Origin of the sequence: Streptomyces lucensis JCM 4490, from assembly GCF_014650035.1 — a bacterium.
In the GTDB taxonomy this organism is placed as follows: Bacteria; Actinomycetota; Actinomycetes; order Streptomycetales; family Streptomycetaceae; genus Streptomyces; species Streptomyces lucensis.
On sequence record NZ_BMUE01000022.1, the window covers coordinates 34,161 to 57,352 of the forward strand.

The 23,192-nt window shown below is 73.6% G+C and carries 19 protein-coding genes and 1 pseudogene; 9 read left to right on the plus strand and 11 right to left on the minus strand.

Going from position 1 to position 23,192, the window contains the following annotated elements; genetic code table 11:
- Positions 1-82 precede the first annotated feature (82 nt).
- Positions 83-790, plus strand: a complete 708-nt coding sequence (locus IE177_RS32265) for a MerR family transcriptional regulator (protein ID WP_190019020.1) — start codon at positions 83-85, stop codon at positions 788-790.
- Here the strand turns inward: IE177_RS32265 and IE177_RS32270 are convergent.
- The 3 genes from IE177_RS32270 to IE177_RS32280 all read right to left on the minus strand — a co-directional run bounded on the left by IE177_RS32270 (position 776) and on the right by IE177_RS32280 (position 5,448).
- Complete coding sequence (locus IE177_RS32270; protein WP_190019021.1) at positions 776-2,959, minus strand: 3-hydroxyacyl-CoA dehydrogenase NAD-binding domain-containing protein; 2,184 nt, start codon at positions 2,957-2,959, stop codon at positions 776-778. The two genes, IE177_RS32265 and IE177_RS32270, sit on opposite strands and share 15 nt — an antisense overlap.
- Before the next feature lie 41 nt (positions 2,960-3,000).
- On the minus strand, positions 3,001-4,215 hold the full coding sequence (locus IE177_RS32275) for an acetyl-CoA C-acetyltransferase (RefSeq protein WP_190019022.1): 1,215 nt from the start codon (positions 4,213-4,215) through the stop codon (positions 3,001-3,003).
- A 69-nt stretch (positions 4,216-4,284) separates the two neighbouring features.
- A complete protein-coding gene (locus tag IE177_RS32280) occupies positions 4,285-5,448 on the minus strand; it encodes a CaiB/BaiF CoA transferase family protein (RefSeq protein ID WP_190019023.1) in 1,164 nt (387 codons plus the stop codon).
- 184 nt (positions 5,449-5,632) lie between these two features.
- Between IE177_RS32280 and IE177_RS32285 the strand changes: the two genes are divergently transcribed.
- Positions 5,633-6,823, plus strand: coding sequence for a saccharopine dehydrogenase family protein (locus IE177_RS32285; RefSeq protein WP_190019024.1), 1,191 nt, complete (start codon positions 5,633-5,635; stop codon positions 6,821-6,823).
- On the opposite strand, the gene IE177_RS32290 is transcribed toward IE177_RS32285, so the two are convergent.
- Positions 6,783-7,535 carry an endonuclease V gene (locus tag IE177_RS32290; RefSeq protein WP_190019025.1) on the minus strand — a complete coding sequence of 251 codons (753 nt, stop codon included), beginning with the start codon at positions 7,533-7,535 and terminating at the stop codon, positions 6,783-6,785. The two genes, IE177_RS32285 and IE177_RS32290, sit on opposite strands and share 41 nt — an antisense overlap.
- 60 nt (positions 7,536-7,595) lie before the next feature.
- On the opposite strand from IE177_RS32290, the gene IE177_RS32295 reads away from it, so the two are divergent.
- Positions 7,596-7,892 (plus strand): YciI family protein, encoded by a 297-nt coding sequence (locus IE177_RS32295; RefSeq protein WP_190019026.1) that lies wholly within the window; start codon positions 7,596-7,598, stop codon positions 7,890-7,892.
- Between the two features lie 13 nt (positions 7,893-7,905).
- Here IE177_RS32295 and IE177_RS32300 read toward each other — a convergent pair whose 3' ends face one another.
- Both IE177_RS32300 and IE177_RS32305 read right to left on the minus strand, forming a co-directional pair.
- Entirely contained in the window at positions 7,906-8,244 is a 339-nt protein-coding gene (locus IE177_RS32300) for a plasmid stabilization protein (RefSeq protein WP_190019027.1), read from the minus strand.
- Positions 8,245-8,314: 70 nt separating this feature from the next.
- Complete coding sequence (locus IE177_RS32305) at positions 8,315-9,433, minus strand: WD40/YVTN/BNR-like repeat-containing protein (protein WP_190019028.1); 1,119 nt, start codon at positions 9,431-9,433, stop codon at positions 8,315-8,317.
- Between the two features lie 232 nt (positions 9,434-9,665).
- On the opposite strand from IE177_RS32305, the gene ssgD reads away from it, so the two are divergent.
- From ssgD to IE177_RS32325, 4 genes are all read left to right on the plus strand, one after another.
- Positions 9,666-10,082: a spore wall synthesis regulator SsgD gene (ssgD, locus tag IE177_RS32310; protein WP_190019029.1), complete on the plus strand. Its 417-nt coding sequence runs from the start codon at positions 9,666-9,668 to the stop codon at positions 10,080-10,082.
- Between the two features lie 280 nt (positions 10,083-10,362).
- Positions 10,363-11,988, plus strand: coding sequence for an ABC-F family ATP-binding cassette domain-containing protein (locus IE177_RS32315; RefSeq protein WP_190019030.1), 1,626 nt, complete (start codon positions 10,363-10,365; stop codon positions 11,986-11,988).
- A gap of 172 nt (positions 11,989-12,160) precedes the next feature.
- Positions 12,161-12,937 carry a dimethylargininase gene (gene ddaH, locus IE177_RS32320; protein WP_190019031.1) on the plus strand — a complete coding sequence of 259 codons (777 nt, stop codon included), beginning with the start codon at positions 12,161-12,163 and terminating at the stop codon, positions 12,935-12,937.
- Positions 12,938-13,187: 250 nt separating this feature from the next.
- A complete protein-coding gene (locus tag IE177_RS32325) occupies positions 13,188-14,162 on the plus strand; it encodes an acyl-ACP desaturase (protein ID WP_190019032.1) in 975 nt (324 codons plus the stop codon).
- Positions 14,163-14,187: 25 nt separating this feature from the next.
- Here the strand turns inward: IE177_RS32325 and IE177_RS32330 are convergent, their stop codons facing one another.
- Entirely contained in the window at positions 14,188-14,433 is a 246-nt protein-coding gene (locus IE177_RS32330; protein ID WP_190019033.1) for a WhiB family transcriptional regulator, read from the minus strand.
- 271 nt (positions 14,434-14,704) lie between these two features.
- On the opposite strand from IE177_RS32330, the gene IE177_RS32335 reads away from it, so the two are divergent.
- Complete coding sequence (locus IE177_RS32335) at positions 14,705-15,496, plus strand: VOC family protein (RefSeq protein ID WP_190019034.1); 792 nt, start codon at positions 14,705-14,707, stop codon at positions 15,494-15,496.
- 34 nt (positions 15,497-15,530) lie between these two features.
- On the opposite strand, the gene IE177_RS32340 is transcribed toward IE177_RS32335, so the two are convergent.
- Complete coding sequence (locus tag IE177_RS32340) at positions 15,531-16,622, minus strand: LacI family DNA-binding transcriptional regulator (protein WP_190019035.1); 1,092 nt, start codon at positions 16,620-16,622, stop codon at positions 15,531-15,533.
- Between the two features lie 137 nt (positions 16,623-16,759).
- Positions 16,760-17,779 carry a non-homologous end-joining DNA ligase gene (gene ligD / locus IE177_RS32345; protein WP_190019036.1) on the minus strand — a complete coding sequence of 340 codons (1,020 nt, stop codon included), beginning with the start codon at positions 17,777-17,779 and terminating at the stop codon, positions 16,760-16,762.
- A gap of 73 nt (positions 17,780-17,852) precedes the next feature.
- Here ligD and IE177_RS32350 point away from each other — a divergent pair, with 73 nt between their 5' ends.
- A complete protein-coding gene (locus IE177_RS32350; RefSeq protein ID WP_190019037.1) occupies positions 17,853-18,914 on the plus strand; it encodes an ATP-dependent DNA ligase in 1,062 nt (353 codons plus the stop codon).
- A gap of 27 nt (positions 18,915-18,941) precedes the next feature.
- Here the strand turns inward: IE177_RS32350 and IE177_RS32355 are convergent, their stop codons facing one another.
- Positions 18,942-20,132: a zinc-dependent alcohol dehydrogenase gene (locus tag IE177_RS32355; protein ID WP_190019038.1), complete on the minus strand. Its 1,191-nt coding sequence runs from the start codon at positions 20,130-20,132 to the stop codon at positions 18,942-18,944.
- A 245-nt stretch (positions 20,133-20,377) separates the two neighbouring features.
- Positions 20,378-23,058, minus strand: a pseudogene (locus tag IE177_RS32360) (ATP-binding protein).
- Positions 23,059-23,192: the final 134 nt, after the last annotated feature.

A 23,192-nucleotide genomic window follows, 5' to 3' on the forward strand; every position in this document is an offset into this window, starting at 1 on the left:
GGTGGTCCGCCTCACAGCGCGGAACTTCTCACACGGCCTCCGCAGGTTTCACACCACTGGTGGGACAGCGATACTGCTGCGCATGACGACCGATGCCGGGGAGACTCCCCTCACCATCGACGAGCTGGCCGCCCGGGCGGGTGTCACGGTCCGCACCGTCCGCTTCTACGCCGCCAAGGGGCTGCTCCCGCCGCCGGAGATCGGCCCGCGCCGGGTGGGTCACTACGGGCCCGGTCACGTGGCGCGGCTGGCCCTCATCGAGGAGCTGCGGCAGCAGGGCATGACGCTGGCGGCGATCGAGCGGTACCTGCGGCAGCTGCCGCCGGACCTCCCCCCGCACGGCCTGGCCATCCACCGCGCGGTGGTGGCGTCCTGGGCGCCGGACGCGGAGGAGACGGTGCCGCGCCGGGAGCTGGAGCGGCGGGTGGGACGGCCGCTGGCCGAGCAGGACATCGAGCGGCTGGCGGCGATGAACGTCGTCGTGGCGCACGACGGGGACACGTTCCGGGTGGACGCCGGGCTGCTCCGGCTCGGTGTGCGGCTCCTCGACGTGCCGCTGTCGCTCGAGGCGATCCGCGCGGCGCGCGAGGTGCTCGTCGAGCACTCGCGCGCCGCGGCTCACGAGCTCGCCCGGCTCTTCCGCGGCGAGGTGGCGGAGCGTGACGCCCAGGACGTGAAGTCCCTGTCGGCACACATGCACCCCCTGGTGGTGCAGGCCCTGCTGACCACCTTCCAGCGTTCGCTGCGGGAAGAGCTGAGCGAGTGGCTCACCGGGTCAGGAACCGGCTGAGTCGCCGAACCGCTCCCCCCGCTCGGCCTTGCGCACGAGCAGCGCGGGCGGGGTGAAGCGGTCGCCGTAGCGCTCGGCGAGTTCCCGCGCGCGTGCCGCGAATCCGGCGGGGCCGCCCTCGTACCCGTTGATGTACTGCAGGACGCCGCCGGTCCAGCCCGGGAAGCCGATGCCGAGGATGGAGCCGATGTTGGCGTCGGCGACCGAGGTCAGCACGCCCTCCTCGAGGAGCCGCACGGTGTCGAGCGCCTCGGCGAAGAGCATCCGCTCCTGCATGTCCCGGAACGGGATCTCGTGCCCGGCCCGCGTGAAGTGCTCGCGCAGTCCCGGCCAGATCCCGGCCCGCCTGCCGTCCTCGGTGTAGTCGTAGAAGCCGCCGCCGCCGCTGCGGCCGGTCCGCCCGAACTCGTCGACCATGCGGTCGATGACCGCCTCCGCCGGGTGCGCTGTCCAGGTGCCGCCCGCCTCCTGGACGGCCCGCTTGGACTCGCCGAGGATCTTGCGCGGGAGCGTGAGGGTCAGCTCGTCCATGAGGGAGAGCACCTTGGCGGGGTAGCCGGCCTGGGCGGCGGCCTGCTCCACGGAGGCGGGCTCGATGCCCTCGCCGACCATGGCGACGCCCTCGTTGATGAACTGGCCGATGACCCGGGAGGTGAAGAAGCCGCGCGAGTCGTTGACGACGATCGGCGTCTTGTTGATCTGCCGGACCAGGTCGAACGCCCGCGCCAGGGCCTCGTCGCCGGTGCGCTCCCCCTTGATGATCTCGACGAGAGGCATCTTGTCGACCGGGGAGAAGAAGTGCAGCCCGATGAAGTCGGCCTGGCGCTCCACGCCCTCGGCGAGCGTCGTGATGGGCAGGGTGGAGGTGTTGGAGCACAGCAGCGCGTCGGGGGCGACGACGGACTCGATCTCCTGGAACACCTTGTGCTTGAGGGAGGTGTCCTCGAAGACGGCCTCGATGACCGCGTCGCAGCCGGCGAGGTCGGCCGCCTCGGCGCTGGGGGTGATCCGGGCGAGCAGGGCGTCGGCCTTCTCCTGCGTGGTACGCCCCTTGGCGACGGCCTTGGCGCACAGCTTCTCGGAGTAGCCCTTGCCCTTGAGCGCCGCCTCCGGGGAGACGTCCTTGAGGACGACGTCGATGCCCGCGCGGGCGCACGAGTAGGCGATGCCGGCGCCCATCATGCCCGCGCCGAGCACGGCCACCTTGCGGACCTGGCGGGGCTCGACGCCCTGGGGGCGGTTGGCGCCGGAGTTGACCGCCTGGAGGTCGAAGAAGAACGCCTGGATCATGTTCTTGGCGGTCTGCCCGGTGACCAGCTCCGTGAAGTAGCGGGTCTCGATCGTGCTCGCGGTCTCGAAGTCGACCTGGGCGCCCTCGACCGCCGCCGCCATGATGTTGCGCGGCGCCGGGTAGGGGGCGCCGCCCAGCTGCTTGCGCAGGTTGGCCGGGAAGGCGGGCAGGTTCGCGGCGAACTTCGGGTGGGCGGGGGTGCCGCCCGGGATCTTGTGGCCGGGGACGTCCCAGGGCTGGTGCGACTCGGGGTGCGCGTCGATGAAGGCGCGGGCCCTGGCCAGCATCTCCTCGGTCGTGGCGGCCACCTCGTGCACCAGGCCGTTGTCCAGGGCGCGCCGGGGCGAGTACTGGGTGCCCTGCAGCAGCACCTTCAGCAGCGCGTCGGTGATGCCCATCAGGCGCACGGTCCGGGTGACGCCGCCGCCCGCGGGCAGCAGGCCGAGGGTGACCTCGGGCAGGCCGATCCGGGAGCCGGGGACGTCCAGGGCGATGCGGTGGTGGGAGGCCAGCGCGATCTCGTAGCCGCCGCCGAGTGCCGCGCCGTTGATGGCGGCGACGACCGGCTTGCCGAGGGTCTCGATGCGGCGCAGGGCGCTCTTGATCCGGGTGGCGGCGTCGAAGACCCGCTGGGCGTCCTCGGGGCCGGCCTGGATCATGTCCTTGAGGTCGCCGCCCGCGAAGAACGTCTTCTTCGCGGAGGTGTAGACGATGCCGCGGATGGAGTCCTTCTCGGCCTCGGCGCGTGCGGCGATCGCCGTGATGGAGTCCCGGAAGGCCTCGTTCATGGTGTTGGCGGACTGGTCGGGGTCGTCCAGGACGAGGGTGACGACACCGGTGTCGTCCTGCTCCCAGCGGATGGTGGTGCTCTCGGTCATGACAGTCGTCTCCGTTGAAGTCGCTTGGTTCCGCAGGGAGTTCAGATGCGCTCGACGATCGTGGCGATGCCCATGCCGCCGCCGACGCACAGGGTGGCGAGGCCGTACCGCTTGTCCTGCCGCTCCAGTTCGTCGACGAGCGAGCCGAGGATCATCGCGCCGGTCGCGCCGAGCGGGTGGCCGAGGGCGATGGCGCCGCCGTTGACGTTGACCTTGTCGAGGGAGAGGCCCATGTCCTTCACGAAGCGCAGCACGACCGCGGCGAACGCCTCGTTGATCTCGACCAGGTCGATGTCGTCGACGGTGAGTCCGGCCTTGGCGAGCGCCTTGCGGGTGGCGGGGGCGGGGCCGGTGAGCATGATGGTCGGCTCGGAGCCGGAGACGGCCGCGGAGACGATCCGGGCGCGGGGGGTGAGCCCGTAGCGCTCGCCGACCTCCCTGGAGCCGATCGCGACGAGCGAGGCGCCGTCGACGATGCCGGAGGAGTTGCCCGCGTGGTGGACGTGGTCGATCTTCTCCACCCAGTGGTACTTCTGCAGGGCCACCGCGTCGAAGCCGCCCAGCTCGCCGATGTCCGCGAACGACGGCTTGAGCCCGGCCAGGGAGTCGGCGGTGGTGCCGGGGCGCACGTGCTCGTCGCGGTCGAGGACGACCAGGCCGTTGCGGTCCCTGACGGGGACGACGGAACGGTCGAAGCGTCCCTCCTTCCAGGCGGTGGCGGCGCGCTCCTGCGACAGGGCGGCGTACTCGTCCACGTCCCGGCGGGAGAAGCCCTCGATGGTGGCGATCAGGTCGGCGCCGATGCCCTGCGGGACGAAGTTGACGGCCAGGTTGGTCATCGGGTCGTTGAACCAGGCGCCGCCGTCGGACGCCATCGGGACGCGGGACATCGACTCGACACCGCCCGCGAGGACCAGGTCCTCCCAGCCCGAACGGACTTTGGCCGCGGCCAGGTTGACGGCCTCCAGGCCGGAGGCGCAGAAGCGGTTCTCCTGCACTCCGGCGACGGTGTCCGGCAGTCCGGCGGCGATCGCGGCGATCCGCGCGATGTCGGAGCCCTGGTCGCCGACCGGTCCGACGACGCCGAGGACGATGTCGTCGACGGCGGCCGGGTCCAGGCCGGGGAAGCGGTCGCGGATCTCGTGGATGAGGCCGACGACCAGGTCGATGGGCTTCGTGCCGTGCAGGGCGCCGTTCGCCTTGCCGCGGCCGCGCGGGGTGCGGATCGCGTCGTACACGTACGCTTCGGTGCTCACTGGTGTGCCTTTCGGGAGGGTGGGCCGAGCGAAGTCGGTCGCCGAGGGCGGGGGGTCGTCGGGGTCGGGTCAGTCGCCGTCGGCGACCGGGTCCTCGTTCACACGTTCCGGTATTCCCCAGTCCCGCGCCACCGTCTCCGCGCCGGCGCCGGGCCGGGCCGGGCCTGTGCGGATGGCGGTGGGGGTCGCGGAGAAGCGGGGGGCGGGGACGGGCTGGACGATGCCGCCGTGGTCGGCGAAGGTGCCGCGGGCCGCCAGGTGCGGGTGGTGCGGGGCCTCCCGCAGCGACAGCACCGGGGCCACGCAGGCGTCGGAGTCCGCGAACAGGGCCGCCCACTCGTCCCGGGTGCGGGATCTGAAGCGGGCGGCGACGCGTTCGCGCAGCTCGCCCCAGCGGGTCCGGTCCTGGTGGGCGGGTGCCAGGCCGTCCAGGCCGAGCAGGCGCAGGAACTCCCCGTAGAACCGCTCCTCCAGCGCGCCGACCGCCATGTACGCGCCGTCGGCGGTCTCGTAGGTGCCGTAGTAGGGGCAGCCGCCGTCGAGGAGGTTGGCCGAGCGCCGGTCCTGCCAGGCACCGGCGGCCAGCATGCCGTGGATCATCGCGGACAGGTGGGCCGTGCCGTCGACGATGGCCGCGTCGACCACCTGGCCGGTGCCGGTCGCGCGCGCGTGGTGGAGGGCGGCGAGGACGCCGACGACCAGGTACAGGGAGCCGCCCGCGTAGTCGCCGAGCAGGTTGGCGGGGACGGCCGGGGGCTCGCCGGGGCGGCCGATCATGCCGAGGGTGCCGGTGAGCGCGATGTAGGACACGTCGTGGCCGGCGCGGTGGGCGAGGGGGCCGTCCTGGCCCCAGCCGGTCATGCGGCCGTAGACCAGACGGGGGTTGCGGGCGTGGCAGTCCGCGGGGCCGACGCCGAGCCGCTCGACGACGCCCGGGCGGTAGCCCTCGATGAGGATGTCGGCCCGCTCGGCCAGGTCGAGCACGCGGTCGGGGCCGTCCGGGTCCTTCAGGTCGACGACGACCGAGCGCTTGTTGCGGTTGGTGACGTCGTGGGCGGGGTCGATCGCGAGACCCCGCGCGCCGGGCCGGTCCACCCGGACGACGTCCGCGCCGAGGTCGGCCAGGAGCATGGCGGCGAACGGGCCGGGTCCGATGCCGGCCAGTTCCAGCACGCGCACGCCGGAGAGCGGGCCGGTGCCGTCCGGCGTCGTCGGCGTCCCTGCCGTCGTCATGCGACCAGCTCCCCGGGGGTATGACACAACTGATGTAACACCGGTGATGCTAGGAACACGTTCCACCGGGCACAAGCCCTGAACGAGCAAGCGCTCAGTCAAGTGCCCGGTGGTCGCCGCTCCGCATCCAAACGCTAACCTCAGCCACCGGCAGCGGCAGGGGCTGCACCTACCAAGGGGTGTCATGAGCAGGCTAAACAGGACGGACCGTCCCTACGACCTCGTACTCTTCGGAGCCACGGGCTTCGTCGGCACCCTCACGGCGCGGTACCTCGCCGCGCACGCGCCCGAGGACCTGCGCTGGGCGGTGGCGGGACGCGACGAGCGCAGGCTGGAGCGGCTGCGCGAGAGCCTGCCCGGCGGCGAGGACGTCGGTGTGCTGCGGGCCGACGTGCGGGAACCGGCCACCCTGCGCGCCCTCGCCGAGCACGCGCGCGTGGTGGCCACGACCGTCGGACCGTACGTCCTGTACGGCGAGGAACTCGTCGCCGCCTGCGCCGACACCGGCGCCGACTACGTGGACCTCACCGGCGAGCCGGAGTTCGTGGACCTGATGTACGTGCGGCACGACGCACGCGCGCGTGAGACGGGCGCGCGCCTGGTGCACGCGTGCGGCTTCGACTCCGTGCCCCACGATCTGGGCGCCTACTTCACGGTCCGGCAGCTGCCCGAGGGCGTGCCGCTGACCGTGGACGGCTACGTGACCGCGGACGCGGCCTTCTCCGGCGGCACCCTGGCCTCCGCGCTGAACCAGATGGCCCGCGGCGGCCGGATGCTCGCCGCCGCCCGGGAGAGGGCACGGTACGAGCCCCGGCTGCCGGGGCGCAGGGTGGCCGCGCCCCTGGGCGCCCCCAGGTTCGCCGGGGAGGTCGGCGCGTGGGCGCTGCCGCTGCCGACCATCGACGCGCAGGTCGTGCGCCGTTCGGCGAGGGCGATGGAGCGGTACGGCCCCGGCTTCCGCTACCGGCACTACGCGGCGGTGAAGCACCTCCCGGTGGCCCTCGGCGGGGTCGCCGCGGCCGGGGCCCTGGCCGTGGCCGCCCAGGTGCCGGCCGTGCGGCACCGGCTGTCGGACCTGCTCAGGCCCGGCGACGGACCGAGCGAGGAACGGCGGGCGAAGAGCTGGTTCACGGTGCGTTTCGTCGGCGAGGGCGGCGGGCGCCGGGTGTTCACCGAGGTCGCGGGCGGCGACCCGGGGTACGACGAGACGGCGAAGATGTTCGCGGAGGCAGCCCTCAGCCTGGCCTTCGACGACCTCCCGCCGACGGCCGGACAGGTCACCACGGCACAGGCGATGGGCGACGCCCTGATCGAGCGGCTGCGCGCCGCCGGCATCACCTTCCGGGTGGCGGCGGTCCGCCGGGGCCGCCCGTAGCGCCGGTCCGCTCCCCCGCCGGTTCCCGTGCCGCCTCGCCGAGTGCCCGGCGGCACAGGGCGTCCGCCCTGCGGGTGGTCTCCGGCAGCCGGTAGCGCGGGCTCAGCGCCAGGGTGTGGGCCACGGCGTTGTCCAACCCCACCCGGTGGCCGGCCGAGACGAAGACCGGCTTGACGCCGTCCCGGGTGCGCAGCGCCCGGCCGACCTCCTCGCTCCCCGCGAGCAGGGGTGCGCAACTGCCCCGCGCGGGGGCCGGGTCGTCGTACGTGAAGGTGAACGGGTTCTTGGCGACGCCGATGGTCGGCAGGTCCAGCAGGACGCCCAGGTGGCTCGCGAGACCGAACCGGCGCGGGTGGGCGAGGCCGTAGCCGTCGCAGACCACCAGGCCCGGCGGGCACGGCAGCGCCTCCAGCGCGGCCCGGACCGTCGGGATCTCGCGGAAGGCGAGGAGCCCGGGCACGTACGGGAAGGAGATCCGGCCGACGGCCGTAGCCTCGGCCACGACCTCCAGGGTGGCGGCGTCGAGGACGACGGCCGCCGCGGCGACGAGGTCGAGGTCGTCGTCGTAGGCGACGTCGACCCCGGTGACCCGGCCCGTCCCGGGCGGCGGCCCGGGCTCGTCGAGCACCACCCGCCCGCGCAGCCCGTCCTGCACGGCGCGCGCCGCCTCCTCGGTCGCGGGCCAGCCCGCCGGTACGCCTACGATCGCCATGATGCCGTGACTCTACGGGTCCGCGGCCGGCCGCGGCGGCCCGGGGGTAGGCTCGTGATCATGTTCGTACTGGAGCTGAACTACACCGCCCCGCTCGACGCCGTGGACGCCCTGCTGCCCGACCACGTGGCGTGGCTGGAGGAGCAGTACGACAAGGGCTTCTTCCTCGCGTCCGGGCGCAAGAACCCGCGCGACGGAGGGGTGATCCTGGCCGTCGCGGAGAACCGCGCCCGGATCGAGGAGATCGTCGCGGGCGATCCGTTCACCGTCGCCGGTGTGTGCGCCTACCGCGTCACGGAGTTCGTCGCCACGAAGACCGCGCCGGAACTCGCGCGCCACCGGCAGACGCTGGGCTGAGGTCGCTCGGGACTCAGCCCTTCTTGTCGTTCAGCGCGCGCTGCAACTGATCCTTGTTCATGTTCGAACGGCCCTCGATGCCGCGCTGCCTGGCCTCGTTGTACAACTGGTCGCGCGTCGGACCGTGCGAGCCGACCCGGTTGCCCGACCGCTGGCCGCCGCGCTTCCCGGACGACATGTCCTGCGTCGAGCTGCGGCTCGCGGTCTTGGACTCGCCCGAGCGGGCGCGTTCCTTGTTGACCGTCCGCGCGGCGATCTCCTTGGCGCGTCCGGCGCTCTCGCCCCGGTCCTGCGCGCTCTCCTTGATGTGCTCGTACTGACGCTCGCGCTTGGGGCTGGAACCGGCTGGCATGATCGCTCCCTTCCTCTGCGGCGGGGAACGGGTACCCGGGTTGCGGCGGCTGAACGCGCCGGTTGCCGGATCAGCGTTCCAGACGGGCCACCCGTCCCTGTTCGCCGGCCGCCCAGCAGCTCAGGTCCGGTGTGCAGGCCACGGTGTCGTAGGAGCCGGTGTCGATCGTCCGCCAGGTGCGGCCGCCGTCGGTGGTGAGGTCGGTGCCGGTGGGTCCGACGGCGAGCGCGGCGGTGCGGCTGTGCGGGAGCCAGGCGGCGCCGGAGCGGTAGGCGGGCGGGGGCGTGGTGGCGGGGCGCCAGGTGCGGCCCCCGTCGGCGGTGACGGCGGCGGCCCGCGGGGAGGGCCGGTCCGGGCGGTAGTCGCCGCCGACGGCGATGCCGTGGCCGCGGTCACGGAAGGCGAGCGCGAAGACGCCCCTGGCCGGATCGCCCGCCGGCACGGGCGTGGAGGCGGCCGTCCAGGTCAGTCCGCGGTCGGCGGAGTGCAGCACGCGCGCGTGGGCGCCGCCGCCGGTGGCCAGCCAGACGTCCTTCGGGCCGGAGGTGACGAGGCACTGGCCGCTCGCGGCGAACCCCGCCTCGCCGTCCAGGGCGGGCGGCATGCCGTCCGGGGGCAGCACCTGCCACGAGCGGCCGCCGTCGCGGGTGGACAGGATGCGGAACCTGCCGTCCACGGGGTCGCCGAGGGCGAGGCCGTGGCGGCGGTCGAAGAAGGCGAGGCAGTCGTAGAAGGCCTTCGGGTCGGTGTTGCGGAACGTCTCCGTCCAGGTCTTCCCGCCGTCGTCGGTGCGGTACGTGCGGGACGCCTCGCCCTCGCCGATGGCCAGCACCACCGCGCGGCGGGCGTCGAAGGCCTGCACGTCCCGGAACTGCAGCCCGGCCGCCCCCGGCGGGGAGACGTTCCGCCAGGTGGATCCGCCGTCGGTGGTGCGCAGCACCGTGCCGCCGGTGCCGGCGAGCCAGGCGGTGCGCCGGTCGACGGCCGCGAGGCCCCGGAAGCGGACCTGCGGGGTGCCGGTGTCCTTCGCCGCCCAGTGCACGCCGTCCGCCCGCGCTCCGTCCCGCCCGAGCGGCCCGGCCTCGGCGGCCGGAACCGTCAGTGCGGCCAGTGCCGCCCCGCACGCCACCCCCGCCGCCACGAGCCTGCCCGGCCGTCCCCCGCGTCGCGTGATCCCCAAGCGCCTCATGGCGGGCGAAGCTAGTCCATGCCCCCGGCGGCGTCCAGGGGACCGGTCCCGTCCCCGGACCCGGGGCCGGCCACTGCTTGCACAGGGAGAACATCCGGCACTCGCCGCGCATGAACGCGGTGACCGAGGTCACTCGTTCCGCGTGTGCACGCATTGGCCGAAACCGCCGTCTCTTCCAGTGCCGGGTGCCGCACACCCGGGCGCAGTCCAGCCGTCACGAGGGAGCAAGGCGTTGTCCACCGTCATCGAGCAGCCCGTAGAGGCCCGCCTCGTCGCCGCCGCACCGCGCATGCAGAGCATTCCCGCCACGCTGCGCTACGACCGCCGCGACCCCTTCGCCGTCCGCATGACGTTCCCGGCGCCGGCCACCCTGGAGGGGGTCGAGGTGTGCTGGACCTTCTCCCGGGAACTCCTCGCGGCCGGGCTGCGGGAGCCGGAGGGCCACGGGGACGTCCGCGTGCGGCCGTACGGGTACGACCGCACCGTGCTGGAGTTCCACGCCCCGGAGGGCACCGCGATCGTGCACGTGCGCTCGGGCGAGATCCGGCGGTTCCTGGAGGCGGCCGGCGAGCTGGTGCCCGTCGGTCTCGAACACCTCCAGCTGGACCTCGACCACGGCCTGGCCGAGCTGATGCGGGACGCGTGCTGAGCACGGCCCTCCGGCGATAATCGCGTTGACAGCCGTCTGTGCCCCTCCTACGGTGTACAGCGGTTCTGTTGCCGTCGATTGGAGAAGGACGTTGCTCGTCTGAGGTCCTGAGACACCGTGTCGCACCGGTGAGGTGTGCGCGGCGTACGACCTCGGCGTCCGAGCCGTCCCAGGGCACAGGCCTTCTTCCCTGCCTTGCGTGCACAGGCCCTTCGGTTTTCCGCCTCGCGGTGTCTCGATACGCGTCCACCCGAACGCACCCACCCCTCGCGAGGCCCGCATGTCCGCTTCCCTCACCTGTACCTCCCTGTCCTTCGCCTGGCCCGACGGCACCACCGTCTTCGACGGCCTCGACATCGCCTTCGGCCCCGGCCGGACCGGGCTCGTCGGCGTCAACGGATCAGGCAAATCGACCCTGCTGAAGCTGCTGTCCGGTGAACTCACCCCGGCCGGCGGCACCGTCAAGGCGGCCGGCGAGGTCGGCTGTCTCCCGCAGAACGTCACCCTCGACACCACGCTCCGCGTCGACCAGGCCCTCGGCATCGCCGAACGGCGGGCCGCCCTGCACGCCATCGAGGCGGGCGACGCCGCCGAGGAGCACTTCGAGACGGTCGGAGACGACTGGGACGTCGAGGAACGCGCCCTGGTCACCCTCGGCGAACTCGGCCTCGGCCACGTCGGCCTGGACCGCACCGTCGGCGAGGTGTCCGGCGGCGAGTCGGTGCTGCTGCGGCTCGCCGCTCTGCTGCTGCGCCGCCCGGACGTCCTGCTGCTGGACGAACCCACCAACAACCTCGACCTGTACGCGCGCCGGCGGCTGTACCAGGCGGTCTCCGCCTGGCCGGGCGTCCTGGTCGTGGTCAGCCACGACCGGGAACTGCTCGACCTCGTCGACCAGATCGCTGACCTGCGCTCCGGGGAGGTCGCCTGGTACGGCGGCAACTTCTCGGCCTACGAGGAGGCCCTCGCCGTCGAGCAGGAGGCCGCCGAACGCATGGTGCGCGTCGCCGAGGCCGACGTGCGCAAGCAGAAGCGCGAACTGTCCGACGCCCACCTCAAGCTGGCCCGCCGCAAGCGGTACGGGCAGAAGATGTGGGACTCCAAACGCGAACCGAAGATCGTCATGGGCGCCCGCAAACGCGCCGCCCAGGAGTCCGCGGGCAAGCACCGGATCATGCACGAGGAACGGCTCGCGGAGGCCAGGGAGCGCCTGGACGAGGCGGAGGAGGCCGTGCGGGACGACGAGGAGATCCGCGTCGAACTGCCGTACACGGCCGTGCCGCCCGGCCGTCAGGTGCTCACCCTGGAGAACCTGACGACGCTCTACGGGGCGCGGGCCGGCGGCATCGTCGATCTGCGCGGCCCGGAGCGGGTCGCGCTGGTCGGCCGCAACGGCGCCGGCAAGACGACGCTGCTGCGGACCGTCGCCGGAGAACTGGAGCCGGTGGCCGGTGCGGCCACGGCGCACGTCCCGCTCCGGTTCCTGCCGCAGCGGCTGGACGTGCTGGACGACGATCTGACGGTCGCCGAGAACGTGGCCCGCTTCGCACCGGCCGCCACCAACAACCGGATCCGGGCACGCCTGGCCCGCTTCCTGTTCCGCGGCGCGCGGGCCGACCAGCGGGCGGCCACACTGTCGGGCGGTGAGCGTTTCCGCGCGGCCCTGGCGGCGCTGATGCTCGCCGAGCCCGCACCCCAGCTGCTGCTGCTCGACGAGCCGACCAACAACCTCGACATGGCCAGCGTCCGGCAGCTGACCTCGGCCCTGGAGTCCTACCAGGGCGCGCTGTTCGTGGCCAGCCACGACCTGCCGTTCCTCCGGTCGGCCGGCATCACCCGCTGGCTGCTGCTGGAGGACGGGGAACTGCGTGAGACCTCGGCGGAGGAGGTGGGGGCCCTGGGGTAGGCCCTGTCGGCAAATCCCCGGCGTCCGCCCGGAGGGCGGGCCTAGCGGTCCGTCCCGGAGGGGCACGGCCCGGCGACCGGGGTTTTGCCCTGGCACGGGGGCCCTGCATCATGGCGGAACGGTGCCCCTCGCGGGCGCCGCAACCGCACCGACGACCGAAGAAAGGCCCCCCGTGCCCAGCAAGAAGGCCCTCGTCCGCCGCCCCGGCCCCCGCCTCGCCGAAGGCCTGGTGACGCACATCGAGCGGGAGAAGGTCGACGTCGGGCTCGCCGTCGAGCAGTGGGAGGCCTACGTCGAAGCACTGCGCGCGCACGGCTGGGAGACCGTCGAGGTCGAAGCGGCCGACGACTGCCCGGACGCGGTGTTCGTCGAGGACACCGTCGTCATGTACCGGAACGTGGCCTTGATCACCCGGCCGGGCGCCGAGTCCCGGCGCGAGGAGACCGCCGGCGTGGAGGAGGCGGTGGCCCGCCTCGGCTGCTCGGTGAACTGGATATGGGAGCCGGGCACGCTGGACGGCGGCGACGTGCTCAAGGTCGGCGACACGGTGTACGTGGGCCGGGGCGGGCGGACCAACGCGGCCGGCGTGCAGCAGGTGCGGGCCGCGTTCGAGCCGCTGGGCGCCCGCGTGGTGGCCGTGCCGGTGAGCAAGGTGCTGCACCTGAAGTCGGCGGTGACCGCGCTGCCGGACGGGACCGTGATCGGGCACATCCCCAAGGTGGACCGGCCGTCGCTGTTCCCCGGCTTCCTGTCGGTGCCGGAGGAGTCCGGCTCGCACGTGGTGCTGCTGGGCGGCGGCAAGCTGCTGATGGCCGCGAGCGCCCCGAAGACCGCGGAGCTGCTGACCGACCTCGGCCACGAGGTGGTCACGGTGGACATCGGCGAGTTCGAGAAGCTGGAGGGCTGTGTGACCTGCCTCTCGGTCCGCCTGCGGGAGCTGTACGCCTGACCCGGTGACGACGCCCTCCGGACAGCCCCGGGACCTGCGTGTCCCGGGGCTGTCCGGCATACCCGCCGAACGCCTGCCGGACGCGCCGGGCGACCGCCTCCACACGCCCTGATCAGCGATCTTTACAGCACTCTTAACCTACGGCTTCGTAACCTACGGTTTCGTAGCCTACGATCTCGTAGGTTTCCGGCACCGCTCGCCGGACCGTCCCCCTTCCCGACCCTTCGTTCGGCGTCCCCCTGGAGTTCCCGTGACCCTCACCTCCCCTCACCTCGGCAGCCCGTCCGCCTGGACCGACGCGCGGCTGCTGTACGCGCTGGAGGAAGTGGTCGAGAAGGAGCTGAACCGGCACCTGAAGGTGGCCAAGGACTGGATGCCGCACGAGTACGTGCCCTGGAGCGACGGCCGCAACTTCCCCGGCCAGTTCAAGGACGGCGTCGCCTGGGACAAGGAGCAGTCCGGGGTGACGGACATCGGCCGCATCGCCCTCGTCGTCAACCTGCTGACCGAGGACAACCTGCCCAGCTACCACCACGAGATCGCCTCGCTCTTCGGCCGCGACGGCGCCTGGGGCACCTGGGTGCACCGCTGGACGGCCGAGGAGGGCCGGCACGGCATCGTGATGCGCGACTACCTGCTCACCTCGCGCGCGGTGGACCCGGACAAGCTGGAGCAGTTCCGCATGTCCCACATGAGCGAGGGCTTCGAGTCCGACAACCGGCACTCGATGCTGCACTCGATCGCCTATGTCGCCTTCCAGGAGCTGGCCACCCGGATCTCCCACCGCAACACCGGGCACCAGTCCGGCGACCCGGTCTGCGACCGCATGCTGGCCCGCATCGCGACCGACGAGAACCTGCACATGGTCTTCTACCGCAACCTGCTGAAGGCCGCGTTCGAGCTCGCCCCCGACCTGACCATGCAGGCCGTCCGGGACGTCGTCGTGAACTTCCGTATGCCCGGCCACGGCATCCCCGGCTTCGAGCGGGCCGCCGCGCAGATGGCGATCGGCGAGGTCTACAACCTGCGCATCCACCACGACGACGTGCTGCAGCCGGTGCTGCGTTTCCTGAGCGTCCTGGAGATCGACGGCCTCGGCCCCGAGGGACTCAAGGCGCAGGAGGAACTCGGCCTGTTCATGGGCGGCCTGGACGCGGAGGCCCTGAAGTTCGACGAGAAGCTGGCCGCGCGCAAGGCCCGCATGGCGGCGCGCGCCGGCGGCTGACGCCCGCCCCTCCGGGCGTGGGCGGTCAGCCGGAGGTGCGCCGCAGGGCGAGGCGCTCCTTCTCGGACAGGCCGCCCCACACGCCGAACCGCTCGTCGTGGGCGAGCGCGTAGTCCAGGCACGCCGGGCGCAGCTCGCACATGGCGCAGATGCGCTTCGCGTCACGCACCGAGCTGCCCGGCTCGGGGAAGAAGAAGTCCGGCCCGGTCTGCGCGCACAGCGCCTGTGCCCGCCAGGTGTCGTCGGCCGGGGTGATGGTTTCGAGATGCATGGCCAGGATCGTGCCGTGCGGCGAAAAACGTTCGATCAACGCCGGGTCAACGACACCCGCCGGGGCCCGCGGCCGCCCCGATGATCCTCCCTGGGCGCCCCGCCGCGCACGGCGGCGCGCGGAACGAGAGGAAAGCCGTGGGAACACACCCGGTCACGTGACGCGACAGGGTGGCCGGTCCGGCGCCCCGGCGCGCTCCGGCGGCGCTCGTCAGCGGGCGGTGCCACACTCGGCAGTGCACCGGACGGGACCCCCTTCGAGGAGGGCGACCATGCTCACCACCCGCTTCGTCGACGGCGCCCCCAACTGGATCGACCTCGCCACCCCGGACCTCGAGGGCGCCCTCTCCTTCTACGGCGGTCTCTTCGGCTGGCGGTTCCGCTCGGCGGGGCCGGACGCCGGTGGATACGGCTTCTTCCGGTCGGACGGCGGAACCGTCGCGGGCGGGATGCAGACCGGTCCCGGACAGGCGCCGCCGGCCTGGACGGTGTACTTCCAGAGCGAGGACGCCGAGGCCACCGCCCGGACGGCCGAACAGGCCCGAGGCAGCGTGCTGTTCCAGCCCCTGGACGTGATGGGCCAGGGGCGCATGGCCGTCCTCGCCGACCGGGCGGGCGTGCCGTTCGGGATCTGGCAGCCCGGACGGACCCGGGGCGTGGACGTGGCGAACGAGCCGGGCGCGCTGTGCTGGGTCGAGCTGTACACGCCGGACGTCGCGGCGGCCGCCGCGTTCTACCACCGGGTGCTCGGTCTGGAGACCTCGGCCGTGCCGTTCCCCGGTGGGAAGTACACCTGCGTCAACGCGGCCGGCGCCGGGCAGGACGAGATGTTCGGCGGCATGGTGCCGCTGGCCGACGCCCCGGCCGAGGCGGAGGCAGGTCCGTACTGGCTGCCGTACTTCGAGGTGGAGGACACCGACGCCGTCACCGGGACGGCCCAGCGGCTCGGCGGGACGGTGCGGATGCCCGCGACGACCCTGGAGGGTGTGGGCCGCATGGCCAAGCTCGCGGATCCGTACGGGGCGCGTTTCGCGGTGATCACGAGCCGGTCGCCCCGGACCTGACGCGCCGCGAGGCACTCCCGTGCCCCGCGGGGGGTCACGCGGACGCGCGGCGGATCAGCGTCGTCGGCAGGATCACGCCGCCGTCCGCGCCGTTCCGCGTCGCGGGGCCGCCCGCACCCGTGCCGTCGCCGGCGCCGGACGCGCCGCCCCGCAGCAGCAGGCGGGCCATCAGGCGGCCCATCTCCTCTATCTCCTGGCGGACCGTCGTCAGCGGCGGATCGGTCTGTTCTGCGACAGGCCCCATGTCGTCGAAGCCGACCACGGCGACGTCCTCGGGCACCCGCCGGCCGCTCTCGCGCAGCACGCGCAGGGCGCCGAGCGCGGTGAGGTCGTTGGCCGCGAACACGGCGTCCAGGTCCGGGCGGCGGGCCAGGAGTTCACGCATGGCGTGTTCGCCGCCGGCCGGGGTGAAGTCGCTCTCCACGACCAGCCGTGGATCGCCTCCGCCGGGCACCCCGGCCATGACGTCCCGGTACCCGTCGAGCCGGTCCGCCGCCGAGGTCTGGTCCAGGGGGCCGGTGATGTGCGCGACGCGTGAGCGGCCCAGCTCCACGAGGTGCCGTACGGCCGTGCGGGCGCCGCCCCGGTTGTCGCAGTCGACGTACACCACGCCGGGGTTGCCGCGCGGCGAGCCGTCGGCGCCCGCGCCCCAGCCCGGCCGGCCGCCGAACACCGTGGGGACACCGGCGGCCTGGATGAGTCCGGGCAGCGGGTCGTCGAGGTGGAGGGAGAAGACGAGCGCGCCGTCGACATGGCCTCCGGCGAGATACCGGGCGACGCGCGCGTGGTCGTCACGGCCCTCGGTGAGCAGCAGCACGAGCTGGTTGTCGTGGGCGGTCAGCTCCTTGCTGATGCCCCGCAGCTGGAGCGCGAAGAAGGGGTCGGCGAAGACCCGGGTCTCCGGCTCGGCGATGACCACCGCCACGGCGTCGTGCCGTTTGGTGACGAGGCTGCGGGCGGCCTGGTTGGGGACGTACCCCAGCTCCGCCACGGCCCGCCGGACCCGCTCGGCCAGGGGCTCGCGCACCCCGTCCGCGCCGTTGACCACCCGTGACACGGTGGCCCGGGACACACCGGCCAGCGCGGCCACGGCCTCCAGCGTGGGACGCGACACTGCCTCGGTCACTTCGGGACTCCTCCTCGGGCGGCTGCCGGTCAGGATAACCGCGGGGTCCGCCGGGACCGCCGGCGCCGGGGAGGGGGCTCGCGTCCGGGCCGCGCGCGGGAACGGTAACGGCATGGACCGCCCGGCGCACCGGACCGCTAGGACGTCGTCTCGCGGCGGGCGCGGCTCGGCTGGACCCGCTTGGGCTCGCCCGGCACCTTCGGGTACTCCGGCGGGTACGGCAGGTCGCCCAGGCCGTGGTCGTGCTCGTCGCGGCGGGCCAGTTCCAGCAGGGCGTCCAGGGAGTACACGTGGTCGTCCATGTCGGCGTGCACGTCGCCGAGTTCGGCGAAGCGGGCCGGCATGGTGGCGAGGTCGAAGTCGGCGGGCAGGGCCACGCCGACCTCCTCCCAGCGCAGGGGCGCCGACACGGGGGCGTGTGGGCGGGGACGCACGGAGTAGGCGGAGGCGATGGTGCGGTCGCGTGCCGTCTGGTTGTAGTCGAGGAAGATGCGGCGCCCGCGTTCCTCCTTCCACCACTTGATGGTCACGTGCTCGGGCATCCGGCGTTCCATCTCCCGGCCCACCGCGATCGCGGCGCGTCTGACCTGGGTGAACGTCCAGCGCGGTGCGATGGGGACGAAGACGTGCAGGCCGCGGCCGCCCGAGGTCTTGGGCCAGCCGCGCAGGCCGCCGAACTCGTCGAGGACGGCACGCAGTTCGTGGGCGGCGCGGACGGCGTCGGCGTAGTCGGTGCCGGGCTGCGGATCGAGGTCGATGCGCAGTTCGTCGGGGTGGTCGACGTCGGAGGCGCGCACCGGCCAGGGGTGGAAGGTGAGGGTGCCGTACTGGGCGGCCCAGACCACGGCCGCCTCCTCGGTGGGGCACATCTCGTCGGCGCTGCGCCCGCTGGGGAAGGTGATGTGGGCGGTCGGGATCCAGTCGGGCATGCTCTTGGGGGCCCGTTTCTGGTAGAACCACTCGCCGCCGACTCCGTCGGGGTAGCGCTCCAGGGTGGTGGGGCGGTCGCGCAGGGCGCGCAGGATGCCGGGGGCGACCGCGGCGTAGTACCGCGCGAGGTCCAGCTTGGTGAAGCCCCGCTCCGGGAAGAAGACCTTGTCGGGACTGGACAGCCGTACGGTCCGGCCGCCCACCTCCAGTTCCACCGCTGCGCCCATGCGGCCACGGTAGGCGCACCCCGCACGGCCCGCACACCGGGCGGCGGCGGTGGGGTGCGAGCACAATCGGACCATGGACCTGCCGGTGATGCCGCCCGTGAAGCCGATGCTCGCCAAGTCGGTGACGGGCATCCCGCCGGGTATGCACTACGAGGCGAAGTGGGACGGGTTCCGCTCGGTGGTGTTCCGGGACGGGCCGGAGGTCGAGCTGGGCAGCCGCACCGGGAAGCCCCTGACCAGGTACTTTCCCGAGCTGGTCGAGGCACTGGGGGAACGGCTGCCCGAGCGGTGCGTGCTGGACGGGGAGATCGTGATCGCGCGCGGCGGCCGGCTGGACTTCGACGCGCTGACCGAGCGCATCCACCCGGCCGACTCGCGGGTGCGGACGCTGGCCGAGCGGACCCCGGCCTCGTTCGTCGCCTTCGACCTGCTGGCGCTGGACGACCAGTCCCTGGTGGACGTCCCGCTGACCGACCGCCGGGCCCTGCTGGAGCGGGCCCTCGCCGGGGCGACGCCGCCGGTGCACGTGGCTCCGGCGACGACCGACATCGACGTGGCGCGGCGCTGGTTCGAGCAGTTCGAGGGGGCCGGGCTCGACGGGGTCGTGGCGAAACCGCTCACCCTGCGCTACCTGCAGGACCAGCGGGCCATGTTCAAGATCAAGCACGAGCGGACCGCGGACGTCGTCGTCGCCGGATACCGGTTCCACAAGAGCGGCCCGGTGGTGGGTTCCCTCCTGCTCGGGCTGTACGACGGGGAGGGCAGGCTCCAGCACGTCGGCGTGTCGGCCGCGTTCGCGATGAAGCGGCGGGCCGAGCTGGTGGCGGAGCTGGAGCCGCTGCGGATGGACGACGTGACCGGGCACCCGTGGGCGGCGTGGTCCGACGAGGCCGCCCACGAGACGGCGCGGCTGCCGGGCGCGCCGTCCCGCTGGTCCGGCAAGAAGGACCTGTCCTGGGTGCCGCTGCGGCCGGAGCGGGTCGCCGAGGTGGCCTACGACCACATGGAGAACGGGCAGCGCTTCCGCCACACCGCCCGCTTCCGCCGCTGGCGCCCGGACCGCACCGCGAAGAGCTGCACGTACGCCCAGCTGGAGGAGCCGGTGCGCTACGACCTGGCGGAGATCCTCGGCTGACCGTTCCCGGCGCTCACGTTCCGGTGGTCACGGCTGCATGAGGACCTTGACGGCGCCGTCCTGCTTGCGCTGGAACATCTCGTAGGCGTGCGGCGCCTCGGCGAGCGGCACCCGGTGCGTGGCGAAGTCGTCGACGCCGAGCGGGTCCTCGTCCGTCAGGTAGGGCAGGATCTGGTCGGTCCAGCGGCGCACGTTGGCCTGTCCCATGCGCAGCTGGATCTGCTTGTCGAACAGGGTGAGCATCGGCATCGGGTCGGCCATGCCGCCGTACACACCGCTGAGCGAGATGGTGCCGCCGCGCCGCACCAGGTCGATGCCCATGTGGAGGGCGCTGAGCCGGTCGATGCTGAAGCGTTCCGCGAAGGGCGCGCTGAGCTTGCGCGGCATGAGCGCGGTGGCCTGCTGGGCGAGCTTGGCGGCGTGGCTGCCGTGCGCCTCGGTGCCGACCGCGTCGATCACCGCGTCGGGGCCGCGGCCCGAGGTCTCGTCCTGGATCGCGTGGATCAGCGCCTTCTCGTTCTCGAACGCCCTGAGGTCGTACGTCTCCACTCCGCGACGCTTCGCCCGGGCCAGCCGCTCGGGCACCAGGTCGATGCCGAACACCCGCTCCGCGCCGCGCGCCAGGGCGATGCGGCAGGCCATGTCGCCGATCGGGCCGAGGCCCAGCACGGCCAGGGTGCCGCCGGGCGGGACCGCGGCGTACTCGACGGCCTGCCAGGCGGTGGGCAGCACGTCGGAGAGGTAGACGAAACGGTCGTCCGACGGGCCCTCGGGCACCTTGATCGGGCCGAACTGGGCCTGCGGGACCCGCAGGTACTCGGCCTGGGCGCCGGGCACGGCGCCGTACAGGCGGGTGTAGCCGAACAGGGGGGCGCCCATGCCCTCGCCGGTGACCTGGGTGGTCTCGCACTGCGTGGGCAGCCCGGTGTCACACATGTAGCAGTGCCCGCAGGCGATCTGGAACGGCACGACGACCCGGTCGCCGGGCCGTAGGTTCGTCACCTCGGAGCCCACCTCCTCGACGATGCCCATGGGTTCATGGCCGAGGATGTCCCCCGGGGTCATGAACGGCGTGAGGACTTCGTACAGGTGCAGGTCGGAGCCGCACAGTCCGGAGGATGTGATCCGGATGACGGCGTCCGTGGGCTCTTCGATCCGCGGGTCGGGGACGTCCTCCACCCGTACGTCCCGCTTGCCCTGCCAGGTGACTGCCTTCATGGGGTCGCGCTCCCTTGCCTCGCGTGCGCGTGTCTGTGACGCATCCGGTCCTGCGACGACGGCCGGGTACCCGTGCTCCCCGGGCCGAACCCCGTGGTCCGCCTGGGCCGCGCCCGGCCGCCGGCGCTCCGGGCGCGCCCCCGCCGCCCCGCGCCGTCGGCACCGGTCCCCGCCCGCGGGCTTCCCTCCGGACCGGCCCGGCATGATCCGTGGGACCGGCCCGGCGTGATCCGGACGAGCGGGCCCTATGCCACCCGCGCGCTCTCCAGCGCCGCCCGCGCCTGTGCCACCAGACCGTCCGCTCCGCACGCCCGGGCGAGATCGAGGCCCCGGTCGAGCTCCGCGGCCGAACGGGCGGCGATGCCGTGTTCGATGCGGGCCGCCGCGTGCTCGTACTGGCACGGCGAGGCCTCCAGGTAGGTGACGGCCCGGGCGGCGAGGCGGGCCGCGCGGTCCCCGGTCTCCAGGGCGGCGGCGCAGCGCAGGGCCTCACCTATGGCGGTGTCCGTGCCGAAGCGCTCGGCCTGGCGGCGGGCGTCGGCGGCCAGCCGGGCGGCGCGGGCCGGGTCCCGGACGGCCACGGCCTTGGCGAGGTCGACGGACCAGGGGGCGAGGACGGGGTTGTGGCCGCCGCGGGAGGCGGCGGTCTTCTCGGCGGCCTCCAGTTCGCCCACGCCCTCCTCGGTGCGGCCCACCGCGAGCAGCAGCCGGCCACGCACGGAGCGGATGTCGGGCAGCACGATGGTGGACGGGTAAGGCGGTGCGAAGCCGTACTGTCCGGCGACCGACCACGCCTCGTCGACGTGGCCGCGGGCCAGCAGGGTGTCGACCAGCCCGCAGCTGGCGGACCAGTACAGCGGCAGGCCGCGGCCGACGCGCTCGGCGAGGGTCAGTGCCTCGCGCAGGGCGGATTCGGCCTCCCTGAGCCGGCCCTGCCTGCGGTAGGCGAGGCCGAGGAAGGCGTTGGCCAGGGAGAGGTGGCCGCCGCGCCAGCCGGCGCCGGTGTAGACGCGGCGGGCCTCCGCGAACAGGCTCTCGGCGCGGTCGAGCCGGTCGGCGTAGGTGTACGCGCTGCCGAGCATCATCAGCAGCTCCATCCCCCATTCGGGGTCGGTCCAGCCGAGGCCGGGCGCGAGGCGGCCGTTGACGAGGGCCCGGTCGCACAGTTCGAGGACCTCGGTGGCGTTCTCGCCGTGGGTCATCGCGTCGAAGCCGCGCAGGATCAGCAGGGCGCGTTCGGCGTTGTCGCGGCCGGTGCAGGTGCGGGCGAGGTCGGCGAGGGCGCGGGAGCGGTCCGGGGAGACGGTCTCGCCATGGATGCCCTCCCACATGTACTGGAAGGCCTGCAGCCGCATCCGGACGGGGCCGGCGTCGTGCCGGGCGGCCTCGGCCTCGACGGTGCGGACGGCCTCCTCCAGCTGGTCGTTGTGGAGCAGTGCCTGGGAGAGGCGGACGACGGCGTCGACGCGCTCGCCGTCGTCGAGACCGGGCACGGCGAGCGCGCTCTGCAGGTGGCCGATGGTGACGGCGGGCGCGGTCAGCAGGGTGGCGCAACCCAGTTCGTAGAGGACGTGGGCGTGGATCTCCGGGAGGGGCGGCTCCCTCAGGGCGCGTTCCAGGCAGCGGCGGGCGGCGTCCGGGGCGCCGACGGCGAGGTGTTCGCGGGCGGCCTCGCGCAGTTGCCCGACGAGTTCCTCGTCGTCGTCCGGGTGCACCTTGAGCAGGTGCCGGGCGGCCTCGGCGGCGCCGCGGCCCAGCTCGGTGATGATCTGCGCGGCGACGCCGTGCATGGCGGTGCACACGCCGGGCGGGATGGAGTCGTAGACGGCGGTGGCGATCAGCGGGTGGACGAACTCCAGCCCACCCGCCTCGTGTTCGGCGCCGGAGGCGGGGTCCGGTGCGGTGAGGATGCGGGCGCTGCACAGGAGTTCGGCGCAGCGCCCGGCGATGTCGTCGTTCATGGTGGCGAGGCGGGCGACCATGTCGACGGTGATGTTGGTGCCCAGGATGGCGGCCGCCCAGGCGAACCGCGTGGGCTCCAGGCCGAGGCCCTTGAGCCGGTCGACCAGTCCCCGCCGCGCGCGGTCCGGTTGAGGGCGCGCAGCTCCCCGGCCCGGGCCTCGACCGGCTGGAGTTCCCTGTCCCGGACCTTGGCGAGGAGTTCGACGGTGTCGTACGGGTTGCCGGCGGTGACGGCCCAGACCTCCCGGCAGAACGCGTCGTCGGCGTGCCGGCCGACGGTGGCGCGGGTGAGTCCCGCGGTGGCGTCCGGGGTGAGGGCGCTGAGGGTGGTGGCGGGGCGGCCGGCGACGGCGGCCACGGCCTCGAGGTGGCGGGCGCTCTCCCCGCCCGCCTCGCCGGGCCGGCGCGCGACCACGACGAGGACCGGCAGGTCCGCCAGGCGTGCGGTGAACGCGGCGAGCCAGCGCAGGGTCTCCTGGTCGGCCCAGTGCGCGTCGTCGACGAGGAGCACCAGCGGCCATTCGCGGCGGGCCAGCCCGCACACGGCCTCCACGAGGCCGTCGACGACGTACTGCGGGTCGGGGCTGTCGTCCCGGGGGTCCGCTATGCCGAGGGCGGGGCCGGCGATGTCGTAGGAGTCGCCGAGGTACTCGCGGGCCTCTTCCGGCAGCAGGGACAGCAGCGCGGGCTGGAGCAGCTGCCGGACCACGTTGAACGGGACGGACCTCAGGGTCTCGGCGCCGCGGGCGGACCAGACGGCGCAGCCGCGGCGCTCGGCGATACGGCGGGTCTCGGTCAGCAGCGCCGTCTTGCCGAGTCCGGCCTCGCCGCACAGGACGAGCACTCCGCCCGCGGACGACCGGTCGGCGCACAGGACGTCGAGCGCCCGCGCGACGGTGGCGATCTCCGCGTCCCTCTCCCACAGGGAAGCCGTGGAGGCCGCCGACGGCCGTCCCTCCGTCATCCCGTTACCTCCCCAGGTCGCCCGAATGACGTACAGACCCCGAGCGTAGCCGTCCGGTGGGATGTGTGGTGGCCGGTCCGTGCAGCTGTTGCCCCGCCGGGTGAAGGCCGGTGCGGGCGGGCGACGCGCGTCCG